General features: G+C 69.1%; 21 protein-coding genes. 11 read left to right on the forward strand and 10 right to left on the reverse strand.

Features of this window, described 5'->3' with window-relative positions; translation table 11 throughout:
* Window positions 1-108: 108 nt before the first annotated feature.
* The 8 genes from Q8K84_RS11990 to Q8K84_RS12025 all read left to right on the forward strand — a co-directional run bounded on the left by Q8K84_RS11990 (window position 109) and on the right by Q8K84_RS12025 (window position 9207).
* Window positions 109-1542: a cell wall metabolism sensor histidine kinase WalK gene (locus Q8K84_RS11990; RefSeq protein WP_305282860.1), complete on the forward strand. Its 1434-nt coding sequence runs from the start codon at window positions 109-111 to the stop codon at window positions 1540-1542.
* Window positions 1543-1657: 115 nt separating this feature from the next.
* The gene (gene pstC / locus Q8K84_RS11995; RefSeq protein WP_305282861.1) at window positions 1658-3100 is read left to right on the forward strand and encodes a phosphate ABC transporter permease subunit PstC; all 1443 of its coding nucleotides are present in this window, start codon (window positions 1658-1660) and stop codon (window positions 3098-3100) included.
* A complete protein-coding gene (gene pstA / locus Q8K84_RS12000) occupies window positions 3093-4394 on the forward strand; it encodes a phosphate ABC transporter permease PstA (protein ID WP_305282862.1) in 1302 nt (433 codons plus the stop codon). Before pstC ends, pstA begins: the two co-directional genes overlap by 8 nt.
* Window positions 4395-4434: 40 nt before the next feature.
* A complete protein-coding gene (gene pstB, locus Q8K84_RS12005; protein ID WP_305283195.1) occupies window positions 4435-5253 on the forward strand; it encodes a phosphate ABC transporter ATP-binding protein PstB in 819 nt (272 codons plus the stop codon).
* Between the two features lie 16 nt (window positions 5254-5269).
* Entirely contained in the window at window positions 5270-5968 is a 699-nt protein-coding gene (gene phoU, locus Q8K84_RS12010) for a phosphate signaling complex protein PhoU (protein ID WP_305282863.1), read from the forward strand.
* 14 nt (window positions 5969-5982) lie between these two features.
* Window positions 5983-6672 (forward strand): phosphate regulon transcriptional regulator PhoB, encoded by a 690-nt coding sequence (gene phoB / locus Q8K84_RS12015; RefSeq protein WP_305282864.1) that lies wholly within the window; start codon window positions 5983-5985, stop codon window positions 6670-6672.
* Window positions 6673-6717: 45 nt separating this feature from the next.
* The gene (gene purD / locus Q8K84_RS12020; protein ID WP_305282865.1) at window positions 6718-7989 is read left to right on the forward strand and encodes a phosphoribosylamine--glycine ligase; all 1272 of its coding nucleotides are present in this window, start codon (window positions 6718-6720) and stop codon (window positions 7987-7989) included.
* Window positions 7990-8130: 141 nt separating this feature from the next.
* Window positions 8131-9207 (forward strand): phosphotransferase, encoded by a 1077-nt coding sequence (locus Q8K84_RS12025; RefSeq protein ID WP_305282867.1) that lies wholly within the window; start codon window positions 8131-8133, stop codon window positions 9205-9207.
* On the opposite strand, the gene lpxK is transcribed toward Q8K84_RS12025, so the two are convergent.
* Genes lpxK through Q8K84_RS12050 form a run of 5 tightly spaced genes read right to left on the reverse strand, consistent with a single transcriptional unit; the run spans window position 9204 to window position 15018 of the window.
* Window positions 9204-10226: a tetraacyldisaccharide 4'-kinase gene (gene lpxK, locus Q8K84_RS12030; RefSeq protein ID WP_305282868.1), complete on the reverse strand. Its 1023-nt coding sequence runs from the start codon at window positions 10224-10226 to the stop codon at window positions 9204-9206. The two genes, Q8K84_RS12025 and lpxK, sit on opposite strands and share 4 nt — an antisense overlap.
* A complete protein-coding gene (locus Q8K84_RS12035) occupies window positions 10223-11518 on the reverse strand; it encodes a 3-deoxy-D-manno-octulosonic acid transferase (RefSeq protein ID WP_305282869.1) in 1296 nt (431 codons plus the stop codon). Before Q8K84_RS12035 ends, lpxK begins: the two co-directional genes overlap by 4 nt.
* Window positions 11515-12513, reverse strand: coding sequence for a cation diffusion facilitator family transporter (locus tag Q8K84_RS12040; protein WP_305282870.1), 999 nt, complete (start codon window positions 12511-12513; stop codon window positions 11515-11517). The genes Q8K84_RS12035 and Q8K84_RS12040 overlap by 4 nt, the downstream gene beginning before the upstream one ends.
* Window positions 12514-12517: 4 nt before the next feature.
* Window positions 12518-13240 (reverse strand): lysophospholipid acyltransferase family protein, encoded by a 723-nt coding sequence (locus tag Q8K84_RS12045; RefSeq protein WP_305282871.1) that lies wholly within the window; start codon window positions 13238-13240, stop codon window positions 12518-12520.
* A complete protein-coding gene (locus tag Q8K84_RS12050; protein ID WP_305282872.1) occupies window positions 13237-15018 on the reverse strand; it encodes an ABC transporter ATP-binding protein in 1782 nt (593 codons plus the stop codon). The genes Q8K84_RS12045 and Q8K84_RS12050 overlap by 4 nt, the downstream gene beginning before the upstream one ends.
* A gap of 119 nt (window positions 15019-15137) precedes the next feature.
* Here Q8K84_RS12050 and Q8K84_RS12055 point away from each other — a divergent pair, with 119 nt between their 5' ends.
* Window positions 15138-15803, forward strand: a complete 666-nt coding sequence (locus Q8K84_RS12055) for a protein tyrosine phosphatase (protein ID WP_305282873.1) — start codon at window positions 15138-15140, stop codon at window positions 15801-15803.
* Window positions 15804-15828: 25 nt separating this feature from the next.
* On the opposite strand, the gene Q8K84_RS12060 is transcribed toward Q8K84_RS12055, so the two are convergent.
* Window positions 15829-16197: a VOC family protein gene (locus tag Q8K84_RS12060; RefSeq protein WP_305282874.1), complete on the reverse strand. Its 369-nt coding sequence runs from the start codon at window positions 16195-16197 to the stop codon at window positions 15829-15831.
* 7 nt (window positions 16198-16204) lie between these two features.
* On the reverse strand, window positions 16205-16534 hold the full coding sequence (locus Q8K84_RS12065) for a hypothetical protein (protein WP_305282876.1): 330 nt from the start codon (window positions 16532-16534) through the stop codon (window positions 16205-16207).
* A gap of 227 nt (window positions 16535-16761) precedes the next feature.
* On the opposite strand from Q8K84_RS12065, the gene Q8K84_RS12070 reads away from it, so the two are divergent.
* Window positions 16762-17514, forward strand: a complete 753-nt coding sequence (locus tag Q8K84_RS12070) for a hypothetical protein (RefSeq protein WP_305282878.1) — start codon at window positions 16762-16764, stop codon at window positions 17512-17514.
* On the opposite strand, the gene Q8K84_RS12075 is transcribed toward Q8K84_RS12070, so the two are convergent.
* The 3 genes from Q8K84_RS12075 to Q8K84_RS12085 all read right to left on the reverse strand — a co-directional run bounded on the left by Q8K84_RS12075 (window position 17511) and on the right by Q8K84_RS12085 (window position 21224).
* Window positions 17511-18398 (reverse strand): PIG-L deacetylase family protein, encoded by an 888-nt coding sequence (locus Q8K84_RS12075; RefSeq protein ID WP_305282879.1) that lies wholly within the window; start codon window positions 18396-18398, stop codon window positions 17511-17513. The two genes, Q8K84_RS12070 and Q8K84_RS12075, sit on opposite strands and share 4 nt — an antisense overlap.
* 4 nt (window positions 18399-18402) lie before the next feature.
* Complete coding sequence (locus Q8K84_RS12080) at window positions 18403-19665, reverse strand: aspartate aminotransferase family protein (protein ID WP_305282880.1); 1263 nt, start codon at window positions 19663-19665, stop codon at window positions 18403-18405.
* Window positions 19666-19871: 206 nt separating this feature from the next.
* Entirely contained in the window at window positions 19872-21224 is a 1353-nt protein-coding gene (locus tag Q8K84_RS12085) for a rhodanese-like domain-containing protein (RefSeq protein WP_305282881.1), read from the reverse strand.
* 191 nt (window positions 21225-21415) lie between these two features.
* On the opposite strand from Q8K84_RS12085, the gene Q8K84_RS12090 reads away from it, so the two are divergent.
* Window positions 21416-22696, forward strand: coding sequence for an MFS transporter (locus Q8K84_RS12090; RefSeq protein WP_305282882.1), 1281 nt, complete (start codon window positions 21416-21418; stop codon window positions 22694-22696).
* Window positions 22697-22721: the final 25 nt, after the last annotated feature.

Below are 22721 nucleotides of genomic sequence, written 5' to 3' on the forward strand. Positions count from 1 at the left end.
ACGCGGGCGCGGCGGACGGCCGCAGCTTGAGCGATCAAGGTTTCATGTGTCACGCCAATGACACATGCCTGCGGCTTGGTGGATGATCCGGCGAACGGAGATTCGATTGTGCCGCAGCCGACCTCATCCCTGCCCCTGAGACCCCGACCCGGGTTCGTCGCCAGGCCAGTGGTCGTAACGGGCCTCGCCGGCCTTCTGGCGCTGGTCGCCATGGCTCTGGTGACGGACGCCGAGGTCCTGGCCGCCCTTGTCCTGGCCGCCCCCCTGACGGCGCTGACCCTGTTCCAGGCGAGGCGGGCCAGACAGGAGGCTGACCGCCTGCGGGCCGAACTGGCCCAGACCCATGTGGAGGTGGCCGAGGGAGCCCTGTCGCTGCCCTATACCTCGGTGCTGAACGCCCTGCCGGATCCGGTCATGGTGATCTCCGCCCACGAGCCCGACGATTTGACCGGACGACGCTTTGTGATGGTCAACCGGGCCGGCAGGCGGGTTCTGAAGATCCAGCGGGAGGCCGGGCTGCTGGTGACCGCCATCCGGGATCCCGACGTCCTGGAGGTCGTGGACGAGGCGCTGTTTGGCGGGCTGGAGGGCGAGGCCGTCTATGAGCCGGGCGGCATGCAGGAGCGAATCTTCCGGGTCTATGCCCGACCGCTGGGCGCCGCCGGTGACGGGTCGCGGCTGGCGCTCCTGGTCCTGCATGACGAGACCGACATCCGCCGGGTGGAACGGATGCGCGCTGACTTTCTGGCCAATGCCAGCCACGAACTGCGCACGCCGCTGGCCTCCCTTTCAGGTTTCATCGAAACCCTGAGGGGCCACGCCCGGGGCGACGAACTGGCCAGGGACCGGTTTCTGGGAATCATGCATGTCCAGGCCGAACGGATGTCGCGGCTGATCGACGACCTGATGTCGCTCAGCCGGATCGAGCTGAACGAACACGTGCGGCCGCTCCAGGACGTCGACCTGTCGGCCGCCGTGCTTGACGTCATCGATGCGCTCGCCCCCCTGGCCCGGGACAAGGGCGTCACCCTGGAGGCTGAGGCTCCCCCCAGGGGCGAGGTGACCATCACCGGAGACCGGGACCAGGTGATCCAGGTGGCGCAGAACCTGGTCGACAACGCCCTGAAATACTCCGAGCGTGGCGGGCGCATTCGCATCCTTCTGGAGACGGGCCTGGCCGCCGAGGCCTGTGTGGCGCCCCGGATGGAGCCCGCGGCCCGCCTGTCCCTGCTGACGCCTGACCATGGACCCGAACGCTACGCCACCCTGTCAGTGATCGACGCCGGCCCTGGGATGCAGCGCGAGCACCTTCCCAGGCTGACCGAACGATTCTACCGGGTGGAGGGGCAAAAGAGCGGCGAGAAACTCGGCACGGGCCTGGGTCTGGCCATCGTCAAGCACATCATGAACCGCCACCGGGGCGGCCTGTCCGTAGAAAGCCGCCCCGGAGCCGGGACGGTCTTCACCGCCTACTTCCCCCTGGCGGAAACGGGCGCGGCGCCTGCGCCCGACAACTTTTACGATGTCGCAAAACTGTCATGAAACTGTCGCGTTCCGTCAGCAAACGGTAGGCAGGTTCCGCCCCGCGCGAGCCTGGGCGGCGATGGGCCATCCGGGCCGCATGACGCGCGTCTCCACCGGCAAGACGAAGGCCTGAATGCTCATCTGGATCGCCCTCCTGGGGCTCATCCTGTTCTCCGTCACGGCCTATACGGCCGGCCGCCGCAAGGTGCTCAGCGCCGCGGGGGGACGCTCGCGCCTGCTTCACTCCCTGCCGGGCTATCACGGCGCCTATCTGGCGCTCTGGACCGCAGCGCCGGCGATCATCCTGCTGCTCCTGGTGGGCATGCTGGGCGCCCAGGTCGAGGAGCTCATCCTGCGCGGCGAGCCGCCGGCGGCCGTGTCCGCCCTGCCGGCCAGTACGCAGGACGTCTTCTATAATGATGTGGTGGCCACGGCGACCGGCGGGCAGGTCAGCCAGACCGTTTATGACGGAGCCCTGGGGGACGCCTTCGCGGCAAAGCTCGCCCAGGCCCACGAGATTCATCGCAATCTGATCACCGGCGTCCTCGCCGCCGCCCTCCTCATGGCCCTGGCCGGCGCCGCGATAGCCTGGCCGCGCCTGAGCGCCGACTTCGCCGCCCGGCCGAGGGTGGAGCGATGGGTCGCGGCCCTGTTCCTGGCCTGCTCGGTGGTGGCGGTGCTGACCACGCTCGGAATCGTCGCCTCTCTGGTTTGGGAAAGCTGGCGGTTCTTCCAGGCGGTGCCGATCTTTGACTTCCTGTTTGGCCTGACCTGGGACCCGCAGATCGCCATTCGCGCCGACCAGGTGGCCTCGTCGGGCGCCTTCGGGGCCGTGCCCCTGTTCATGGGCACCTTCCTGATCATGATGATCGCCATGACCGTGGCTGCGCCGGTGGGCCTGTTCGCGGCCATCTACCTGTCAGAATATGCAGGGCCATCCGTCCGCGCGGTGGTCAAGCCGCTTCTGGAGATCCTGGCCGGCATCCCGACGGTGGTTTACGGCTTCTTCGCCGCCCTGACCGTGGGACCCCTGTTCCGGGGCTTCTTCAACGACATCGGCGCGCAGTTGATCGGCGGCCCCTTCGACAGCCTGGGCCTCTATCTGATGCAGGTTCAGAACCAGATGGCCCTGGTGGCCGGCGCGGTCATGGGCATCATGCTGATCCCGTTCGTCTCTTCCCTGTCGGACGACATCCTCAACGCCGTGCCCCAGTCCCTGAGGGACGGGTCCCTGGCCATGGGCGCCACCCGCTCAGAGACCATCACCCGGGTGATCATGCCTGCGGCCCTGCCAGGGGTCATGGGCGCCCTGATGCTGGCGGTCTCCCGCGCCGTGGGCGAGACGATGATCGTCACCATGGCTGCGGGCCTTCAGGCCCGCGCCACCATCAATCCCCTCGACACGGTGACCACGGTGACGGTGCAGATCGTCACCCTGCTGACCGGCGACCAGGAGTTCGACAGCCCCAAGACCCTGTCGGCCTTTGGCCTGGGCCTGACCCTTTTCCTGATCACCCTGATGCTCAACATCATCGCCCTGCGGATCGTCCAGCGCTATCGGGAACAGTATGACTGACGCGGTCATCTCCCCCGCCCAGGCCGCCAAGGCCCGCGCCCGCGCCGAGGCTGAAGCCCGCCTGAAGCGTCGCTACCGGGCCGAGGCGCGGTTCCGGTTCTATGGCCGGACCGCCATCGTCCTGGCCCTGGCCTTCCTGGTGCTCCTGCTCGGCCGGATCGGCCTGCAAGGCTATTCCACCTTCACCGACTACCGGGTCAGTCTGCCGGTCCAGGTGACCGCCGAGCGGGTGGACCTGTCGGACCTTGGCGGGTCGAACTTCAACCTGATGGTGGCGGAATCCGCCCTGGCCCTGCTGGGTGAGACCGACGATCCGTACGGCGAGGCCAGCGCGGAGATGATGGCCATCCTGTCAGGCGACCTGGGATTCCAGATCCTCGACCGCCTGCGCGCCGATCCGAGCCTGGTGGGTCAGACCATCACGGTGCAGGGCCCGATGAAGGCTAACGCCAGTCTCTACTACAAGGGTCAGATCAGCCGCGACACCGAGGTGGGCGGGCGGTTGCTGAGCGATCGGCAACTGGACTGGCTTGATGAGCTTCGCGAGCGCGAGCTGGTCTCCGGGGGCTTCAACTGGACCTTCCTGTCGCGCTCGGACTCCACCGAGCCTGAACAGGCCGGGGTCTGGGGGGCGGTGGTCGGCTCGGCCATGATGCTGTTTGTCACCGCCATGCTCGCCGCGCCCATCGGCGTCCTGGCCGCCACCTATCTCGAGGAGTTCGCACCGAAGAACCGGTGGACCGATCTGATCGAGGTGAACATCAACAATCTCGCCGCGGTCCCCTCGATCATCTACGGCCTCCTGGGCCTTGCCGTGTTCATCAACTGGCTGGCCGTGCCACGCTCCTCGCCCCTGCTGGGGGGCCTTGTGCTGGCGCTGATGTCCCTGCCCACCATCATCATCGCCACCCGCTCAGCCCTGCGCGCGGTGCCGCCCTCGATCCGTGAAGCGGCCCTGGCCGTGGGCGCTTCGCGAACCCAGACCGTCTTCCACCATGTCCTGCCCCTGGCCATGCCCGGCATGATGACCGGCGTCATCCTGTCCCTGGCCCACGCCCTGGGGGAGACCGCCCCCCTGCTGATGATCGGCATGGTCTCCTTCGTGCCCGGCGCGCCGGAGACCCTGACCAGCGCAGCCACCGTGCTGCCCGTTCAGATCTTCATCTGGGAGAACGCCTCGGAGCGGGCCTTCCACGAGCGGACGGCCGCGGCCATCATCGTGCTGCTGGTCTTCATGGTGCTCATGAACCTGACGGCGGTGATGGTGCGTCGCCGCTTCGAGCGCCGGTGGTGATCTGATGACCCTTTCGACCAACCCCAGTTCGAGCCTCAAGATGACCGCGCAAAGCGATGACGCCCTGGCCGCGGGCCTTTCGGCTGCGGCCCGCCCGGTCCCGGTCGGCAAGGTTTCGGCCAGCGACGTCAGTGTATTCTACGGGGACAAGCAGGCCCTGTTCGACGTCTCGTTGGAGATGCCCGACCGCATGGTCACCGCCCTGATCGGTCCATCGGGCTGCGGCAAGTCCACCTTCCTGCGCTGCATCAACCGGATGAACGACACCATCCCCGGCGCACGGGTCGAGGGACGGATCATGCTCGAGGGCGAGAACATCAACGACCGCGGCGTTGACCCCGTCCTGCTGCGCGCTCGGGTGGGCATGGTCTTCCAGAAACCCAATCCCTTTCCCAAGAGCATCTTTGAAAACGTGGCCTATGGCCCGCGCATCCACGGCTTCGCCGACAACAAGGCCGAGCTGGCCGACATCGTGGAGTCGTCGCTCAAGCGGGCCGGTCTGTGGAAGGAAGTGGCCGACCGCCTGCAGGCGCCGGGCACCAGCCTTTCCGGGGGCCAGCAGCAGCGCCTGGTGATCGCCCGGGCCATCGCGGTCAGCCCGGAGGTGATCCTGATGGATGAGCCCTGCTCGGCGCTGGACCCCATCGCCACGGCCAAGATCGAGGAACTGATCGACGATCTGCGCAGCCAGTACTGCATCATCATGGTCACCCACTCCATGGCGCAGGCCGCACGGGTCTCTCAGCGCACCGCCTTCTTCCACATGGGCGCGGTCATCGAGGCCGGCGCCACCGACGAAATCTTCACCAACCCCCGGGACTCCCGCACCCAGGACTACATCACCGGCCGCTTCGGCTGACCGGAAGGACGCCGCCATGAACGAACACATCGTCAAGGCCTACGAAGACGAGCTCAACATGCTCACCGCCGAGTGCGCGCGGATGGGCGGCCTGACCGAGGCCGCTGTCGCCGACGCCCTGGAAGCGGTGGTCCGCCGCGACCAGCAGGTGGCCGATTCCGTGGTCGCCCGGGACGAACGGCTGGACGTGCTGCAGGCTGATATCGAGCGCAAGGCGATCCGCATGATCGCGCTGCGTCAGCCGCTGGCCAATGACCTGCGCCGCACGGTGGCGGCGATGAAGATCGCCAACAACCTCGAGCGGGTGGGCGACCTGGCCAAGAACATCGCCAAGCGCACCATCGTCATCATCGACTCCGATCCGATGGTGCCCCTGACCCGGTCCATCGAGCGGATGGGCCGCCTGGTGGTCACCCGTCTGAAGGAGGTGCTCGACGCCTATACCGCCTCCGACCTGGAGCGGGCCATGTCGGTCTGGTCGCGGGACGACGAGGTGGACGAGCACTACAACAGCCTGTTCCGCGAACTGCTGACCTACATGATGGGCGACCCGCGGACGATCACCGCCTGCGCCCACCTGCTGTTCGTGGCCAAGAACCTGGAACGCATCGGCGACCACGCCACCAACATCGCCGAGATCATCCACTACGAGATCACCGGGGATGAGGTGATCGCCGCCACCCGTCCCAAGACTGATCCCCTTCAGCGCCCGTGACGGGAGCCAGAACCTTGATCCCCAATATCCTGATCGCCGAGGACGAGGACTCCCTCGCCACCTTGCTGAACTACAACCTCGAAAAAGAGGGCTACGCCGTCGCGGTCGCCGCGGACGGCGAAGAAGCCCTGATGCTGATCGACGAGAAGCTGCCGGACCTGATCCTGCTGGACTGGATGCTGCCGAAGGTCTCCGGGATCGAGGTCTGCCGCCGGCTCCGGGCGCGCACCGAAACCCGCAACATCCCGATCATCATGCTCACCGCCCGCGGGGAGGAGACCGACCGTATCCGCGGCCTCGACACCGGCGCCGATGACTACATCGTCAAACCCTTCTCCATGTCCGAGCTCTCGGCCCGCATCCGCGCGGTGCTGCGCCGCCTGCGGCCGGGCCTGGCTGAGGACCGGGTGCGGATCGGGGATCTGGTCATCGACCGGGTGGCCCACCGGGTGCGCCGCGGCGGCCAGGAGATCCATCTCGGCCCCACCGAATTCCGCCTGCTCGACTATCTGATGCAGCATCCCGGCCGGGTCTTCTCCCGCGAGCAGCTGCTGGACGCCGTCTGGGGCTCGGATGTCTATGTGGAGGCCCGTACGGTGGACGTCCATGTGGGCCGCCTGCGCAAGGCCCTGAACCGTGAGGCCGCCGCCGATCCCATCCGCACGGTGCGCTCGGCGGGCTATTCCCTCGACCTCGAGGCCTGAGGCCGCCAGCTTGACGCCCCGGGCCGGGCGCGGCAAAGCGCGCCCATGAACATCCTCCTCGTCGGTTCGGGCGGGCGCGAGCATGCGCTGGCCTGGAAGATCACCCAGTCGCCCCGGCTCAGCCGTCTGGTTATGGCCCCGGGCAACCCCGGCATGGCCGCCCTGGGGGAGACCCGGCCGGTCAAGGTCACCGACGTCCCGGCCCTCGTTTCCCTGGCCCGGGAGATCCAAGCGGACCTGGTGGTGATCGGCCCGGAGTCGGCGGTGGAGGCGGGTCTCGCCGACGCCCTGGCCGCCGCGGGCGTCCCCTGCTTCGGCCCCAGCCGCGCCGCCGGACAACTTGAATCCTCCAAGGCCTTCACCAAGGCCTTCTGCGCCCGCCACGGCCTGCCCACCGGCGCCTATGTGGTCAGCGACCAGGCCGCCGAGGCCAAGGCCGCCCTGGACCAGTTCCAACCGCCCTATGTGATCAAGGCCGATGGCCTGGCCGCCGGCAAGGGCGTGGTCATCGCCCCCACCCGGGGCGAGGCCGAGGCCGCCATCGACGACGCCCTGGGGGGCCGCTTCGGCGCCGCCGGCGCCCGGGTGGTGATCGAAGAGTTTCTCGACGGCGAGATCGGCTCCCTGTTCGCCCTGTGCGACGGGACCCACGCCATGGTCTTCGGCCACGCCCAGGACCACAAGCGCGCCTATGACGGCGAGCAGGGCCCCAATACCGGCGGCATGGGGACCTATGCCCCCGCGCCCCTGTTCACCGACGACCTCGTGGAGCGGGTGCGCAAGGAGCTGGCCGAGCCCGCCTTCGCCGCCATCGCCGCCGAGGGCTTTCCCTATCGCGGGGTGCTGTTCGTCGAGTTCATGGCCACCGCCGAAGGGCCCAAGCTGGTCGAATTCAATGTGCGGTTCGGCGATCCGGAATGCCAGGTGCTGATGCTGCGCCTGGAGAGCGACCTCGTCCCCTATCTGATGGCCTGCGCCACCGGCGAGCTGAATCGGCTGGCCCCGCCCGTCTGGCGCGATCAGGCCGCGGTCTGTGTGGTGATGGCCGCCGAGGGCTATCCTGACGCCCCGGTGGCCGGCGCCTCGATCACCGGGGCCGACGGCGACTTCGGGCGCGAGGTCGAAGTCTTCCATGCCGGCACGCGACGGGACGAGACCGGCGTCTTGCAGGCGGCGGGGGGCCGCGTCCTCAATGTCTGCGCCCTGGGGAGCGACCTCGTTCAGGCCCGGGCCCGGGCCTATGAGGCGGTGTCGCGCATCGATCTGCCCGGCGGCTTCCATCGCACCGATATCGGCTGGCGCGCCCTCGATCGCTGACCTGCCCCAGGCGTTGCTTTTCTAGAGCCTGGTATGGGCAGGCGCCGAACGCCTTGCGGCGCCCCGTCGCAGGTCGGTAAGGTGGGTTCAAACAAGCGTAAGACACACGCGAACCCAGACGTGAGTAAAGGGAAACCGCCCATGGCCGTGGACGCCGCCGAACAACAGCGCGAACAGCTGAACACCGGCACCAAGGAGGTCGCCGAGTCCCATCGGTTCGACGAGGCGCGGCTTGAAGCCTGGATGCAGGCCCATGTGGAAGGCTTCCAGGGCCCCCTGGAGGTTCGCCAGTTCAAGGGCGGCCAGTCCAACCCCACCTACCAGCTTGTGACGCCCACCAAGAAGTACGTCATGCGCCGCAAGCCCCCAGGCAAGCTCTTGCCCTCGGCCCATGCGGTGGACCGGGAATACAAGGTCATCAGCGCCCTCTACCCCACCGGCTTCCCGGTGGCCCGCAGCTATGGCCTTTGCACCGACGATGACGTCATCGGCACCATGTTCTACGTGATGGACATGGTCGAGGGGCGCATCCTCTGGGACCAGCAATTGCCCCAGTATGCGCCCGAGGAGCGCCGGGCGATCTTCATGGCCAAGCTCAAGACCCTGGCCGACCTGCACAACACCGACCATGAGGCCATCGGCCTGGGCGACTACGGCAAGCCCGGCAACTATATGGGCCGGCAGGTCGATCGCTGGACCAAGCAGTACCGGGCCTCCGAGACGGTCAAGCTCGAGGACATGGAGCGGCTGATGGAGTGGCTGCCCCGCACGGTGCCGCCTCAGGAGCGCACCTCCGTCGTCCACGGGGACTACCGGCTGGACAACATGGTGCTGCACCCCACTGAGCCCCGGGTCATCGCGGTCCTGGACTGGGAGCTGTCGACCCTCGGCGAGCCCCTGGCCGACTTCACCTATCTGCTGATGAACTGGGTCAACGGCTCCATCGCCCAGATCCCGGACCTGGAGGCCCATGGGGTCCCCTCGATCGAGGAATATGTGGCCGAATACTGCCGCCTCACCGGCCGCGACAGCCTGCCGGACCTCAACTGGTACTTCGCCTACAACATCTTCCGTCTGGCGGGCATCATCCAGGGGATTGTCGGCCGCGTCCGCGACGGCACGGCCAACAGCCCCCAGGCCGCGGCCATGGCCGAACGGGTCCCGCTGCTGGCCAAGGCCGGCTGGAGCTTCGCCCAGAAGGCCGGCGCGACAGCCTAAGGGGCAGGGGTCATCGCCCTGGACAACAGCGCGTCCAGGGCGGCCTCGTTCTCGAACTTCGCCCGCACTGGCCAGGCGTTGACCCGGTCACGCCAGTCGGCGGGCAGTCGGGCCCAGTCCTTCTCCGTCGTCACCAACCCTGCGCCAAAATCCTCAGCCCGGGCCGCGAGCCGGCGAAGGGTGGCGGCGTCATAGGCGAAGTGGTCCGGAAAGGGCGCGAAGTCGGCCAGCTCGCAGCCGGCGGCCTTCAGGGCCCGCTCCACCTTCCAGGGCTTGCCGACGCCGGCGAACCCCACCTGCGGCCCCGGCGGCGGGGGGGTGACAGCGCTCAGGCGTGCGATCAAGACGGGCGTGGCGCCAAACAGGGCCAGCAGTTCGGGGTCGGGCGCCGCCACCTCTTCGGGCAGCATCAGCACGACGGCGTCGGCCCGGGCGAGGCCCGCGGCCAGGGGCTCGCGCAGGGGGCCGGAGGGAAACACCGCCCCGTCGCCGAACGGCCACTCTCCATCGCGGGTCTCGCCATCGACGACGATCAGCGACAGGCGCTTGGCGAGGCCCGGATTCTGGTGGCCGTCATCCATGACGATGGCCCGCGCACCGGCGGCTGCAGCGGCCAGGGCGCCGGCCGCCCGGTCCCGGGCGATCCAGATGGGCCCGTCCTTGGCCATCATCAGCGGCTCATCCCCCACATCGGCGGCGGTGTGGACGGCCAGGTCCACCGAGACAGGGCCAGGCAGGCGGCCCCCATAGCCCCGGGACAGGCCCTGGGCCTCGACGCCCATGGCGCGCAGCCGGGCGAGGATCTCCCGGACCACCGGGGTCTTGCCGGTCCCGCCCATGGTGATGTTGCCGACGCAGATCACCGGCGCGCCGGGATCGACAGGTCTCGCCCGGGCGATCTTCCGCGCCGTGACCGCCGCCCAGATCCAGGACAGGGGTTTCAGCAGGATCCGGGTCATGGGCATGGACGCCCGGTCGCGTTCGCGAACATACCACCAGCGGGGCGTGGACAGCTTCATGGGGACTCTCGAGGCGGCAGCAGCGGCGCAAGCTGCGCCAGGGCCTCATCAAGGGCGGCCCCATATTGCTGCGCGTGGGCCAGGGCCGCCTCGCCCATGCGTTGGGCGATGGCGGGATTGTCCAGCAGGCCCCCCAGATGGCGGGTCAGCGTCGCCCCATCGGGGGCGCACAGGGCGGCGACCTCCTCGAACATCGCCTGGTAGGTCGCCGAAGCGTTGAACACCGAGGGCCCGGTGAGGATGGTCGCCCCCAGACGGGCCGGCTCCAGGGGGTTGTGGCCGCCCACGCCCGGGGCGTAGCCGCCCCCCATCACCACCAGGTCAGCCAGGCGAAAGAAGAGACCAAGCTCGCCCAGGGTGTCGGCCACATAGGCCGTGGTGAGGGGGCCGGGGATCTCGCCAGCGCTGCGGCGGGCGGTGTTGAACCCGGCATCGGTCAGGAGTTCGGCCACCGCAGCGCCCCGTTCGGGATGCCGCGGGGCGATGATCAGCAGCAGGCCCGGCTGGTGGGCGCGCAGGGCGTGGACCGCCTCGGCGATCAGGGTTTCCTCGCCGGGATGGGTGCTGGCGGCCAGGACCACTGGCCGGCCAGCGGTGAGCGTCCGTAGACGGATCAGTTCGCCGGCGTCGCAGGGCAGGGGCGCGCCCACCTGCTTGAGGTTCAGTCGCCGCCCGGTCGCTCCGCCCAGCCCTTGCAGGCGCCGGTCGGTCTCCGCATCCTGCGGCAGGATCAGGTCGAAGCTCGCCAGCAGGGCGCGGGCGGCGCCCGGCGCCTGGGCCCAGCCATCGGCGCTCTTCTGCGTCATTCGCGCCGAAACCAGGGCCAGGCGAACCCCCCGCTGGATGGCGGCGGTGATGAGATTGGGCCAGAGCTCGCTCTCCACCAGCACGCCGGCCGCCGGCCGCCAGTGGTCGAGGAAGCCCGCCACGGCCCTTGGCCCGTCCACCGGGGCGTACTGGTGGATCACGCCGGCGGGCAGGCGACGGGCCAGAAGCTCGGCCGCCGTGCGGGTGCCGGACGTCACCAGCAGGGTGAGGTCAGGCCGGCGTGTCATCAGGGCCTCGGCCAGGGGCAGCAGGGAGACGCTCTCCCCGACGCTGACCCCGTGCAGCCAGACCACCTCGCCGGGCGGGCGCAGGGCGTGGGGGCGGCCCAGGCGCTCATCCAGGCGGTCGGCGTCTTCCTTGCCCCGCCGGGCGCGGGCCCGCAGCAGGGCGGGCGCCAGGGGCTCCAGGGCCGCCAGGGCCAGGGCGTAGGCGCGCAGGCCCAGGGAGCGCGGCGGGGCCTTCACACCACCTCGGCCGGGGAGAGGCGACAGTGGGCGGCTTCGCCCGTCTCCACCTGCAAGGTGGCGTGGCCGATGCCGAACCGGTCCTGCAGACCCGCGCAGACGGCGTGCAGAAAGGCGTCGGACTCGGTGTTTTCAGGGCGGGTGATGTGCACGGTCAGGGCCGTTTCGGTGGTGCTCATGGCCCAGATGTGCAGGTCGTGGATGTCGCTCACCCCGGGCAGGCCGGCGAGCCAGGTCCGCACGGCCTCGACATCAATCCCCCGGGGCGCCGCGTCCAGGGCCAGGTCGACGGAGTCCCGCAGGAGACCCCAGGTGCCGACCAGGATCACCGCGACAATCAGCAGGCTGAGCGCCGGATCGAGCCAGTAGAGGCTGGTGAGCGCGATGACCCCTGCGCCGATGACCACGGCCAGCGAGACCGCCGCGTCGGCGGCCATGTGCAGGAAGGCCCCGCGGATGTTCAGGTCGCCCTTGGCGCCGCCCATGAACATCAGGGCCGTGGCGGTGTTGATGACCACGCCGATGGCCGCGACGATCATCACCGGGCCTGCGGCCACCTCGGCGGGCTCGGCGATGCGGCGGACGGCTTCGGAGACGATGGCGCCGACGGCGACCAGCAGGAGGATGGCGTTGGCCAGAGAGGCCAGGATCGTCGCCTTGCGAAGCCCGTAGGTGCGGCGGCCCGAGGGCTTGCGCTTGGCCAGGCCCACCGCCCCCCAGGCCAGCAGCAGGCTCATCACGTCCGACAGGTTGTGGCCGGCGTCAGCCAGCAGGGCCAGCGACCCGAACCACAGGCCCGCGGCCACCTCGGCGGCGACGAAGCCGGTGTTCAGGATCACCCCGACGGCGAAGGCCCGGCCGAAATCCTTCGGCGCGTGGTGGTGGTGACCGCCCAGGCCGTGGGCATGGTCGTGCCCATGATCGTGCCCGTGATCGTGGCTGTGGGCATGACCATGATGGGGGCCATGATGGGGGTCTGTGTGATCGTGCGCCACGGGTTCAGGCCTCGCTGGGTCTGGCGGCGGGGGCGCCGACCAGGGCCTCGGCCTGTCGGGTGGCGGCCGAGAGCCTCGCCGACCAGTCTGCGCCGAGGGCCGTGATCTCGGCCTCGCCGGCGCCCGGCGGCACATGCAGCGGGCCGTCCCAGACCACCACGCCGCGGCCGAACGGGGCGGCCAGCATGACGTGGTCCCAGGTGTCCAGCCGCAGGGCGGGGCTTGCGGCGATACCCATCAGGAAGACCGGGGCTTCGGTGCGCTTGGCGATCTGCAGGGCGCCCGAGGCGATCACCTCATGGGGCCCGCGGGGGCCATCGGGTGTGATGATCAGGGCCCCGCCGCCGCCGACGAAGTTGAGGGCCTCGCGGAAGCCGGCCACGGCGGCCCGGGCCTTGGTGGCGTCGCCCTTCTTGGCCGAAGACATGCGGATGGCCGGAAAGCCCGCCCGCTCCAAAGCCTGGGCGACGAACTCCCCGTCCGCGGAAGGGGAGATCAGGGCCTTGGTTCCGGCCTTGCGCCACCATTGCGGGGCCACCGACAGGCAGAGCGGGATGCGGCCGTGCCAGAACAGGGCCACCGCCCCCGAGGGTCCGGCCAGCACCGGCTCGACACAGTCCACATTCACATGGCGCCAGCGCACGGTGCGCAGGATCAGCTTCAGATAGGCGGCCAGCATCCAGCCCAGAAAGGTCTGGACGCCCGGACGGCGCAGCAGGCCCTTCACGCGGCGCTCTCCGTCTCCAGGTCCTGACTCTTGGCCAGACGGGCATAGAGCCCCTCGGCCCGGACCAGGCTGGCATGGTCGCCGGTCTCCACCACCTGGCCCTTGTCGATGACATAGATGCGGTCGGCGCCGCGCACGGTCGACAGGCGGTGGGCGATCAGCATGGTGGTCCGCCCGGCCATCAGGCGGGTCAGCGCGGCCTGAACCTGGGCCTCACTCTCGGTGTCGAGCGCGCTGGTGGCCTCATCCAGCAGCAGGATGGGGGCGTCCTTCAGGAAGGCCCGGGCGATGGCGATCCGCTGGCGCTGGCCGCCGGACAGCCGCGCGCCGGCCTCGCCCACCAGGGTGGCGTAGCCCTCGGGCAGGCTGGAGATGAAGTCGTGGGCCGCCGCCGCCCGGGCGGCCGCCTCGATCTCGGCCTCGCTGGCCGTGGGCCGCGCATAGGCGATATTGGCCCGGATGGTGTCGTCGAACAGGAAGGGCTCCTGGGTCACCAGCGCGATCTGGTCGCGCAGGGAGGCCACTGTCAGATCGCGGACGTCGATCCCGTCGATGGTCACCTGGCCCGCGGTCACGTCATAGAAGCGCGGGATCAGGTTCAGGATGGTGCTCTTGCCGCCGCCCGACGGACCCACCAGGGCGATGGTCTCGCCGCGACGGGCGCTTAAGCTCACCCCGGTGAGCGCCGGCGCCCCCTCGCCATAGGCGAAGCTGACGGTCTCGAACGCGATGGCTCCTTCGCTGTGGGGCAGGGGGCGGGGGCTGACCGGCTCCCGGATCAGCGGCTCCACGTCCAGGGCGGTAAACAGCCGTCTCGCGCCCGCCAGTCCCTCGGCGAAGACGGTCTGCAGATTGGCTAGCTGGCGCAGGGACTGGGACGCCATGCCCAGCGCGCCGATGAAGGCCACGAAGGCCCCGACATTCATCGCACCCGTCGAGGCCCGCCAGCCGGCATAGGCCATGACGCCGGCCACGATCAGGGTCATCAGGGTCTCGGTGGCCGGCGCGGCGGCGGCCCGGGCGTTGGCGCCCTTGACCAGATGGGCCTGGCGCCTGGCCACCACCTCGGCGACGCGGGCCTCCTCGAAGGCCTCGCGGTTCTCGATCTTGACGACGCGGACCCCGTCCAGGCTCTCCATGATGGCGGTCGAGAGCGCCGAGGTCTCGGCCATGGCGCCCCGGGCGGCCTTGGTGGTCTTCTTGGAGAACCGCCGCATGATGCCCGTCGCCAGCGGCGCGGCCATCAGGATGGCCAGGGTCAGGATCGGATCGTTGGACAGCATGACCAGCACCGCGCCGATCACGGTCAGGAAGTGCTGGGTGTAGTTGACCAGGCCCGAGGTCGCCGCCTCGCGGATCAGGCCGGCGTCATACAGCACCGAGGAGACATAGGCGCCCGAATGCTGGCCCCGCAGGCGGGCGAGGTCGGCCCGCACCAGCTTGCCAAACAGCTGCACCTGAACATCGCCCACCACCCCATTGCCGATCCGGTTGACCAGGGAGGCCTGAGTCACCTGGGCCACGCCCCGCAGGATGGCGTAGCCGGCGATGGCCAGCGGAATGGCCCAGATGGCGCCGGGCTTCTGCTCCACCAGCAGGTCGTTGATCGCCGGCTCCAGGATCTGCACCAGCTTTGCGCTGGAGAAGGCGACGATGACGGCGGCCACCAGCGCCAGGGCGAAGCCCTTCCAGCGCGGCTTCAGATAGACCTGCGCGATGCGGCCGATCAGGACGCGGGCGGGCGTCTGGACCGGCTCCGGTGTGGCCGTGGAACTCATGGTCCTGGCGTCGTCCGTCACGGCCCGCAAGTCAAGTAAGCCCCGGGGCCAGACGCGGCCTCAAGGCTTCCGTTCAGGCCCCCGACCGCCTAGTTATGCGGCAAATCCCGGAGCGCCCCTTGGCCCAATTCGACCTCAGCACCCCCGAAGGCCGCAAGCGCGCCCGGCGGGACTATATGTGGAACGACCACGCCTTCCTGCGCCTGCGCTTCCAGAACGCCCACTGGATCAGCGACGAGCTGGTGCGCACCAACCAGCCCTCGCCCGAGCAGCTGGCCGGCTGGAAGGCCCGGGGGATCAAGACCATCATCAACCTGCGCGGCGGCTTCGACGGCAGCTTCCACGTCCTGGAAAAAGAGGCCTGCGAGGCCCTCGGCCTGACCCTGGTGGACTTCACCATCACCTCGCGCGAAGTGCCCAGTCGCGCCCGGGTCCTGGGCGCCCGGGACCTGTTCCAGACCATCGCGTACCCGGCCCTGATGCACTGCAAGTCCGGCGCGGATCGGGCCGGCATCATGAGCGTCTTCTACATGCACTTTCGCAAGGGCAAGACGATCGCTGAGGCCCTCGACCAGCTTCACCTGCGCTACCTGCACGTGAAGGCCGGCAAGACCGGCGTGCTGGACTACACCTTCGAACGCTACTTGGCCGAGGGCGAACCCGCCGGTCTGTCCTTCATCGAATGGGTCGAAAGCCCCGCCTACCAGCCCGACGCCATCAAGGCCGACTTCCGCGCCAAGTGGTGGGGAAGTTTCTTCACCGAGCGCCTGCTGAAGCGGGAATAGGCGGCGGACGCCCGCGCCAGGGGCTTTAGCTGCGCACGCGCTCTACAAGCTCGTGCACGTTGCCGCCGGGCGCCAGGAAAGCGGCGTAGCTGAGCCCCGCAAGCGCGTTGCGGCCAGGGCTCTCATGCAGGAAGGTCACGCCGCGCGCTCGCAATCGGGCCATCTCGGCGTCCAGGCATTGCACCTCGAACGTGACGACGGAGGCAGCATCCTCGCCGTGCTGAATTTCGGTTCTCTGCTTCTGGCACCGGAAGACGTGAAGGGAGCTTGCGCCCACGTCGAAGACCAATTGGTCTTCTGCCCGTTCCCTCAGGGGCAGGCCTAGAACCTCTCCATAGAACGCCAGCGCTGCGTCAAGGTCGGGCGTCATGACGAGCGCGGGGCCAAGTTTCATTCTACCGCTACCGCACCGTTTCCTTCTCCCGCGGCGCCGACACCTTCTGGGGCTTGGCCTGCGCCTTGGGCTTGGGCAGCAGGCGGAACCGCGACTGGCACCAGGCGAAGTCGATGCCGACATCGATGAGCGCGTCGGAGCGGCCGCAGGGGCAGACGAAATCCATCACCGCCCAGACCCGATAGGTCTCACCGGCCTGCAGGGGCACCGGCCGCCCCGTCGCGTGATTGGGGGCCGCATTGACGCACAGAACCAGATCGCCAGGGCCGACCGCGTCGCTCATCTCATCCATCCACTTGCCTGCGGCGAGTTTAAACCCTTCGCCGTCCTGGGACAAAGACCGTCTCCACCCGCCCCCTCCGCCCACCAAAGGCCGGTGACGTTCCTGTGTCCGATGGGCGACAATTGGCGTCGTGACGCTCCCTGATCCCCATGCCAGGATGCGGGGTCGGCCGTCGCGGCCAGAGCGTCGCGGGGCCGGCCAGGGCGTCGGCGGTCTCGCCGCCTTCCCTGCCAAAAACCAAAAAGCCCGGCGACATGATCGGGCACGGGAAGGAAACGAAGATGCGCGTCGCACACGAGGCGGCGGCGGAGGGGACGACCTTGGTCGGTCCGCCCTTCCTGTCGCGCCCCATGGCCGGTCCCCTTGGCGGGGCGGACAATCTGGACTCCTTTGTCCCCCTGCTGATCGAGATGTTTGGCGAGGGCTGGTGCGCCGGCGGCAATCTGTCGGTGATGTTCAAGGGATCGGCCGCCGAAGGCGACCCCCTGCGGGCTGAGGCGACGCCGGGGCGGGAGCGGGCGAGGCTGGAGCTTCGCACCAAGGCCATGGTCCTGGTGTGCCAGGGCACAGGCGCCGACCATGCGGACGCCGGCTCGGAGCTGTCCCGGCGCCTGCTGAGCCAGGAGGCCGCGCCCCGCAGCGCCGTCCGGATCCTGACGGGCCTCACCGTCGGCGCTGAGGCCCAGGGCATCGCCCTCAGCCTCCCGGCCGAGGCGGCGAAGGCCGCGCCCCAGGCGGCGCTGGCGCCCTCGCAGGCGGTGGAGCTGGCCGGTGTCGCGATATCTCATGCAGTGGGGGCTGAGCTGGCGGCCTCGGGTCGTCTGGGCGGGGTGGAGATCCAGTTCCTGGAGGGGCCCTTGCGCGCCGGCGCGGACTATCTCGCCCGCACCCGGCTGCACGCCGTCACCGAGAGCCTGGAGGCCGAGGCCGTCTGGTTCGACGTGCTGATCGCCGATCCGAAGACCGGCCGAGACCAGGCGCGGCTCACCTTCTGCCTGACCTTCAGCAAGGCCGCCTCGCCGCTCTGGACCTAGCGCCGGCGGAGCTGGACGAAATATTCCCGGTCAAACAGCCGGTAGTAGAGCCAGGCCGGCAGGCGGTCATAATAGGGCTGTACGTCGGCGATGATCTTGGCCTGAGACGCATGCACGTCCAGCAGGGCCCGCTTGGTGTGCGCCTCATAGGCGATGTTCACCGCCATCTGCGGCGGGGGCAGGCCCTGGCCCTTCCCCTTGGGATAGTTGTTGCGAAACGCCTCGACCAGCCGCAGGGCTAGCCGCACCAGGGCCTTGGGCAGGGTCACCTGATAAAGCAGGCGCGGCCAGGCGCCGTCCCGCGGCGGACTTTCGAACAGCTCGCGGACCCAGGCGCCGGTGCGCACATGGTCGGGATGGCCGTAGAAGCCGACCTTCTCGTCAAAGCTCACCAGCACCTGCGGGCGATAGCGGCCGATCAGCTCGGCGATGGCGGCTTTCGGCCCGGCGGGATCGATCCGCGACAGGCCGCCGTCTGGAAAGTCGAGCACCTCCACGGCGTCGGCGCCCAGCAGGCGTCCGGCGGCCTTGGCCTCCTCGATGCGCACCTTGGCCAGCGCCGCGGGGGCGTAGCCGGTGTCCTGGGCGGCCTCGCCCCTTGTGAGATAGACCAGCACCACCCGCGCCCCGGCCTTGACCATCTGGGCGAGGGTTCCGGCGCAGGTGATCTCGTCGTCGGGGTGGGCCCAGATGGCCAGCACCGTCACCCCCTCGCCGACCCCGGGCAGGACCCGGGTCTGGGGCACCGATTCGTCGTTCAGCTGGCCCCGGGCCAGCAGGAAGCCGCCCACCAGGGCGGTGGGGATGGCCACGGCGGTCAGCAGGGCCCAGGGGACGCCCCGGCCCCCTTCGGTCTGACGGTCTGCGCGGTGACGAGGTCCCACCGATCTATCCCCCATAACGCGCCTCGGCCGGCCGGGCGCCGTCGCCCCTGGCCGCCTGGGTCGCCCAGTCCAGATCCGCCAGATAGGTATCGGCGACCGACTTGTGAACGGGCGACAGCATCAGGTGCAGGCCGGCCGGCTCGGTCACCGCACTGGTCACCCAGCCGCGCTCATAGAGCTTCTTGAGCACCGCGAACGGGTTCACGTCGTCCCGGGTGAAGGCCAGTATGCCCAGCCTCGGATCGCCGAGCAGGCGCCAGCCTTGGGCCTGGGCGCCCTCGGCTATGGCCTGGCGGGCGTCGGTGACCTCGGCGTGCTTGGCCCGGTAGCCCTCGACGCCGAGCACATTCATCACCGCCCAGGCCGCGGCGATGGCCCCGCCGGGCCGGGTGCCGGCCAGGGTCGGGGTGACCATCTTGCCGGCCGGCCAGTCGCCAACCTCGAAGATCATGTGGGCGCGCAGGGCCTCGCTGCGGAAGAAGACGGTCGAGGCCCCCTTGGCGCAGTAGCCGTACTTGTGCAGGTCCGCCGAGATCGACGAGACGCCCTCGACCTCGAAGTCGAAGGGTGGGATTGGCGCGCCATTCATCCGCACGAAAGGCGCGATATAGCCGCCGACGCAGGCGTCCACATGCAGCCAGACCCCCCGCCGAAGGGCCAGCGCGCCCAGGGCCTCAATGGGGTCGATCAGGCCGAAGGGAAAACAGGGCGCCGAGCCGACGATCATGATGGTCTGGCCATCGATGGCCGCCTCCATCGCGCCCGGATCAGCCAGCAGATCCTTCAGCGGCGTGCGCCGGACCTCGATCTCCATCACTGCGCAGGCCTTGTCGAAAGCCGGATGGGCTGAGCGTGGCAGGACGAGGTTCAGCCGCCCCGTCAGGCCACGCACCTTGCGGGCATGGTCGCGGGCGGCCTTCACCGCCATCAGGATGGAGTCGGTGCCGCCGCTGGTCATGTTGCCGACGCAGGTTCCATCGCCGTGCAGCAGGCCAAGGCCAAAGCCGACCACCTCGGCCTCCATCTGCTTCAGGCTCGGAAAGGCCGCCGGCCCCAGACCGTTTTCGGAGGCGAACTTCGCATAGGCCTCCTTCTGCACCTGTTCGATCTCCGGGCCGGCGTTGAAGACATAGACGGCGGCCTTGCCCTCGCGCCACTTCACGTCGCCCTGGCCCATCTGGTCCATGCGCGCGGAAACCTCGGCCCAGGGCGCGCCCTTGGCCGGCAGTCCCTCGGTCGGTGGCCCCTTCGTGGGTGGAATCGTCATCGGGTTCGCCCTCCCCGGGGCTGGTCGGCCGCTTGGCGGCTCTGATCGTTAGAGGCCCCCAAGGTGGCACAACGCAGGGTGATCGCAAGGGGGCCCACGCTCATGCTCGCCTGCGTCGGAGGCCAGGCCCTCACCCTCAGCGACCCCATGATTCGTGGTTCGGAAGCGGGATGGGCCTTCAGGCCGGCGGGGGCGCCTGATCGAGATCAGCCATGGGCGGCTTTCCACGCCCCCATGGAGCCCAGATAGACATCGAGCTTGTCGAAGCCGCGACTGGCGAGCCACCCCGCGGCTACGGTCGCCCGCATCCCGCTGGCGCACATGAGGGTGTAGTGTTTCGCCGGGTCGAGGTCGCGATAGCGCTCATTGAGCTCACCCACATAGATATGCTGCGACCCGTCGATCGCACCTTCTTCCCGTTCGTCGGCGTCGCGCACATCCAGCAGAACCCAGCCGTCGGGACGACTGTCGAGGCGGTTTTCGACTTCTCTGGTCCCGATCATCGGAATGGTCTTCATGGCTTGGCCCTGCGCGGCCGCGGGAACAACGCCCACATAGCCGCCGGCGACATTGTCGAGCGAGATGCGAACGAGGTGGGTCATGGCGGCTTCGAGCTCCCCCTCGCCCGATGCGACCAGGGCGACCTCCTCCCCCTCACGGACGAACCAGCCGGCGAAGGCGGAGATCATGCCGACGGGCAGGTTCATCGCCCCGGGCAGGTGGCCTGCTGCGTAGGCCAGCGGCTCGCGCACATCGATCAGGTGGTCAACATTGAGCGCCTGCAGTTCGCGCAGGGACAGGGGGCGCGGACGCATGACGCGAGGCGCAGGAGATCCGCCTTCGAGGTTCAGCCGCTCCATCAGCCGGAAATAGGGCGGCTGATAGTGGTTCTCTTCAATCTTGAGGTCGATGAAGGCCTCGCGGCTGTTGATCTGCAGACGCGGGTTGTTTGCGCGCTCGTGCCCAAGCGTGGAAAATTCCCGTTCCGCCATGCCGGACCCGCAGACCGAGCCTGCGCCGTGGGCGGGGTAGAGGATGACCTGATCGCCGAGCGCCAGAATCTTCTGGAGGGAATCGTAGAGCAGTCCCGCCACTTCGCGTTTCCGGTCGGGGTAGAAATCAGTTCGCCCCACATCGCCGACGAACAGGGCGTCGCCGGTGAACACGCCCACCGCGCCCTTGGGATAGGCCGTATCGTACAGGACGAAAGCCAGATGGTCGTCGGTGTGGCCCGGTGTTTCAAGCACGTCGATCTTCAACTGGCCGATCTCGAAGGCGTCACCTTCACGGGTGGTGTCGGCATAGACCACCTCACCACCGGGATTGGGGCCGTGCAGCACGCGGGCGCCGGTCAGCGCCTTGAGAATCGGCGCCCCCGAGACAAGGTCCTCGTTGCGGTGGGTTTCGAAAATGTGCGTGATTTCCAGGCCTTCGGCGCGGGCCATCTCCAGATAGCATTCGCAATCCCGCCGGGGATCGATCACGGCCGCCTTGCCGCCGGAGCCAATGAGATAGGACAGGTGGGAAAGGCCGGGGGTCTTGATCTTTTCGAGCAGCATATTTCTCTCCTCCGGTAGGAAAAGCGGGAACGGCGCGAAGCGATCCCGAATTTTTCAGGCCATCGTCGCGCTTGCGTTCCAACGACCTTGACCGTCCGCAGGCCGGGGCAAGCCGCGGGGTCGCCAGAGGCGGAGACTTGACCTCACTGGCGGCGGAGGCCAAGGCGATGGCCTCGACGGGAGGGGAAACCATGTCGCAAGCCACAGAGGTGCTGAAGGCGCCCTCCACCCGCCGCGTGCTGGGCGCAAGCCTGGTGGGGACGGCGGTGGAGTTCTACGACTTCTACATCTACGCCACGGCTGCGGCCCTGGTGTTCGGTCCCCTGTTCTTCCCGGCCGCCTCGCCCTCGGCCCAGCTGCTGTCGTCCTACGCCACCTTCGCCATCGCCTTTTTCGCGAGGCCCGTCGGGGCGGCGCTGTTTGGCCACTATGGCGACCGGATCGGGCGCAAATCGACCCTGGTGGCCTCCCTGATGCTCATGGGGGTCTCCACCTTCGCCATCGCCTTCCTGCCCACCTATGCCACGGCCGGTTGGATCGCCCCGGCCCTGCTCTGTCTGCTGCGCTTTGGCCAGGGGCTTGGGCTGGGCGGCGAGTGGGGCGGGGCGGCCCTGCTGGCGGTGGAAAACGCCCCGCCCGGCTGGAAGGCGCGGTTCGGCATGTTCCCGCAACTGGGCGCCCCGGTGGGCTTCATCGCCGCCAACGGCCTGTTCCTCATTCTCGGCCTGCTGCTCACCCCTGAACAGTTCATCGCCTGGGGCTGGCGGATCCCCTTCCTGCTCAGCGCGGTCCTGGTCGGCGTCGGTCTCTGGGTGCGCCTGAAACTCACTGAGACCCCGGCCTTCGCCAAGGCCCTGGAAGAAGCCCCGCCGCCGAAGACGCCCCTGTTCGAACTCCTGGCCCGCCATCCTCTGGAGACGCTCGGCGGCACCTTCGCCGTGGTGGCCTGTTTCGCCACCTACTACCTCTCGACCTCGTTTGCGCTGGGCTACGGCGTCACGACGCTCGGCTATTCTCGCGAAGCCTTCCTGGCCATCCAGCTGGGCGCCATCCTGTTCATGGCCATCGGCATCGTCATCGCCGGCTACTGGTCGGACGCCACCACGCCCCGGGGCGTGCTGATGTGGGGCTGCGGCATGGTGATCATCGCAGGCCTCCTGCTGGCGCCGATGCTGGGCTCGGGCTCGCTGCTGCTGGTGTTCGGCTTCCTGTCGCTCAGCCTGTTCTGCATGGGCTTCGTCTACGGCCCGCTCGGCGCCTTCCTGCCGGGCCTGTTCCCGGCCCGGGTCCGCTACACCGGCGCCTCGGTGGCCTTCAATGTCGGCGGCATCCTGGGCGGCGGCCTCGCCCCCCTGGTGGCCCAGCTCCTGGCCGACCGGGGCGGCCTTGTGCCCGTCGGCTTCTACCTCGGCGCCGCGGCCCTGGTCAGCCTCGTGGCGCTCGCCCCCCTGCGGCGGACGGTGGAGGACTAGACGCTTACCGCAAGGCGCCGAGATG

The sequence above is a fragment of the Phenylobacterium sp. genome (assembly GCF_030679875.1).
Lineage (GTDB): Bacteria > Pseudomonadota > Alphaproteobacteria > Caulobacterales > Caulobacteraceae > Phenylobacterium.

Excerpts from the sequence above, each read along its gene's own strand:
- pstC (WP_305282861.1), top strand. The coding sequence starts at position 1,658 with ATGCTCATCTGGATCGCCCTCCTGGGGCTCATCCTGTTCTCCGTCACG.
- pstA (WP_305282862.1), top strand. The coding sequence starts at position 3,093 with ATGACTGACGCGGTCATCTCCCCCGCCCAGGCCGCCAAGGCCCGCGCC.
- pstB (WP_305283195.1), top strand. The coding sequence starts at position 4,435 with ATGACCGCGCAAAGCGATGACGCCCTGGCCGCGGGCCTTTCGGCTGCG.
- phoU (WP_305282863.1), top strand. The coding sequence starts at position 5,270 with ATGAACGAACACATCGTCAAGGCCTACGAAGACGAGCTCAACATGCTC.
- purD (WP_305282865.1), top strand. The coding sequence starts at position 6,718 with ATGAACATCCTCCTCGTCGGTTCGGGCGGGCGCGAGCATGCGCTGGCC.
- Q8K84_RS12025 (WP_305282867.1), top strand. The coding sequence starts at position 8,131 with ATGGCCGTGGACGCCGCCGAACAACAGCGCGAACAGCTGAACACCGGC.
- lpxK (WP_305282868.1), bottom strand. The coding sequence starts at position 10,226 with ATGAAGCTGTCCACGCCCCGCTGGTGGTATGTTCGCGAACGCGACCGG.
- Q8K84_RS12050 (WP_305282872.1), bottom strand. The coding sequence starts at position 15,018 with ATGAGTTCCACGGCCACACCGGAGCCGGTCCAGACGCCCGCCCGCGTC.
- Q8K84_RS12060 (WP_305282874.1), bottom strand. The coding sequence starts at position 16,197 with ATGAAACTTGGCCCCGCGCTCGTCATGACGCCCGACCTTGACGCAGCG.
- Q8K84_RS12070 (WP_305282878.1), top strand. The coding sequence starts at position 16,762 with ATGCGCGTCGCACACGAGGCGGCGGCGGAGGGGACGACCTTGGTCGGT.
- Q8K84_RS12080 (WP_305282880.1), bottom strand. The coding sequence starts at position 19,665 with ATGACGATTCCACCCACGAAGGGGCCACCGACCGAGGGACTGCCGGCC.
- Q8K84_RS12085 (WP_305282881.1), bottom strand. The coding sequence starts at position 21,224 with ATGCTGCTCGAAAAGATCAAGACCCCCGGCCTTTCCCACCTGTCCTAT.
- Q8K84_RS12090 (WP_305282882.1), top strand. The coding sequence starts at position 21,416 with ATGTCGCAAGCCACAGAGGTGCTGAAGGCGCCCTCCACCCGCCGCGTG.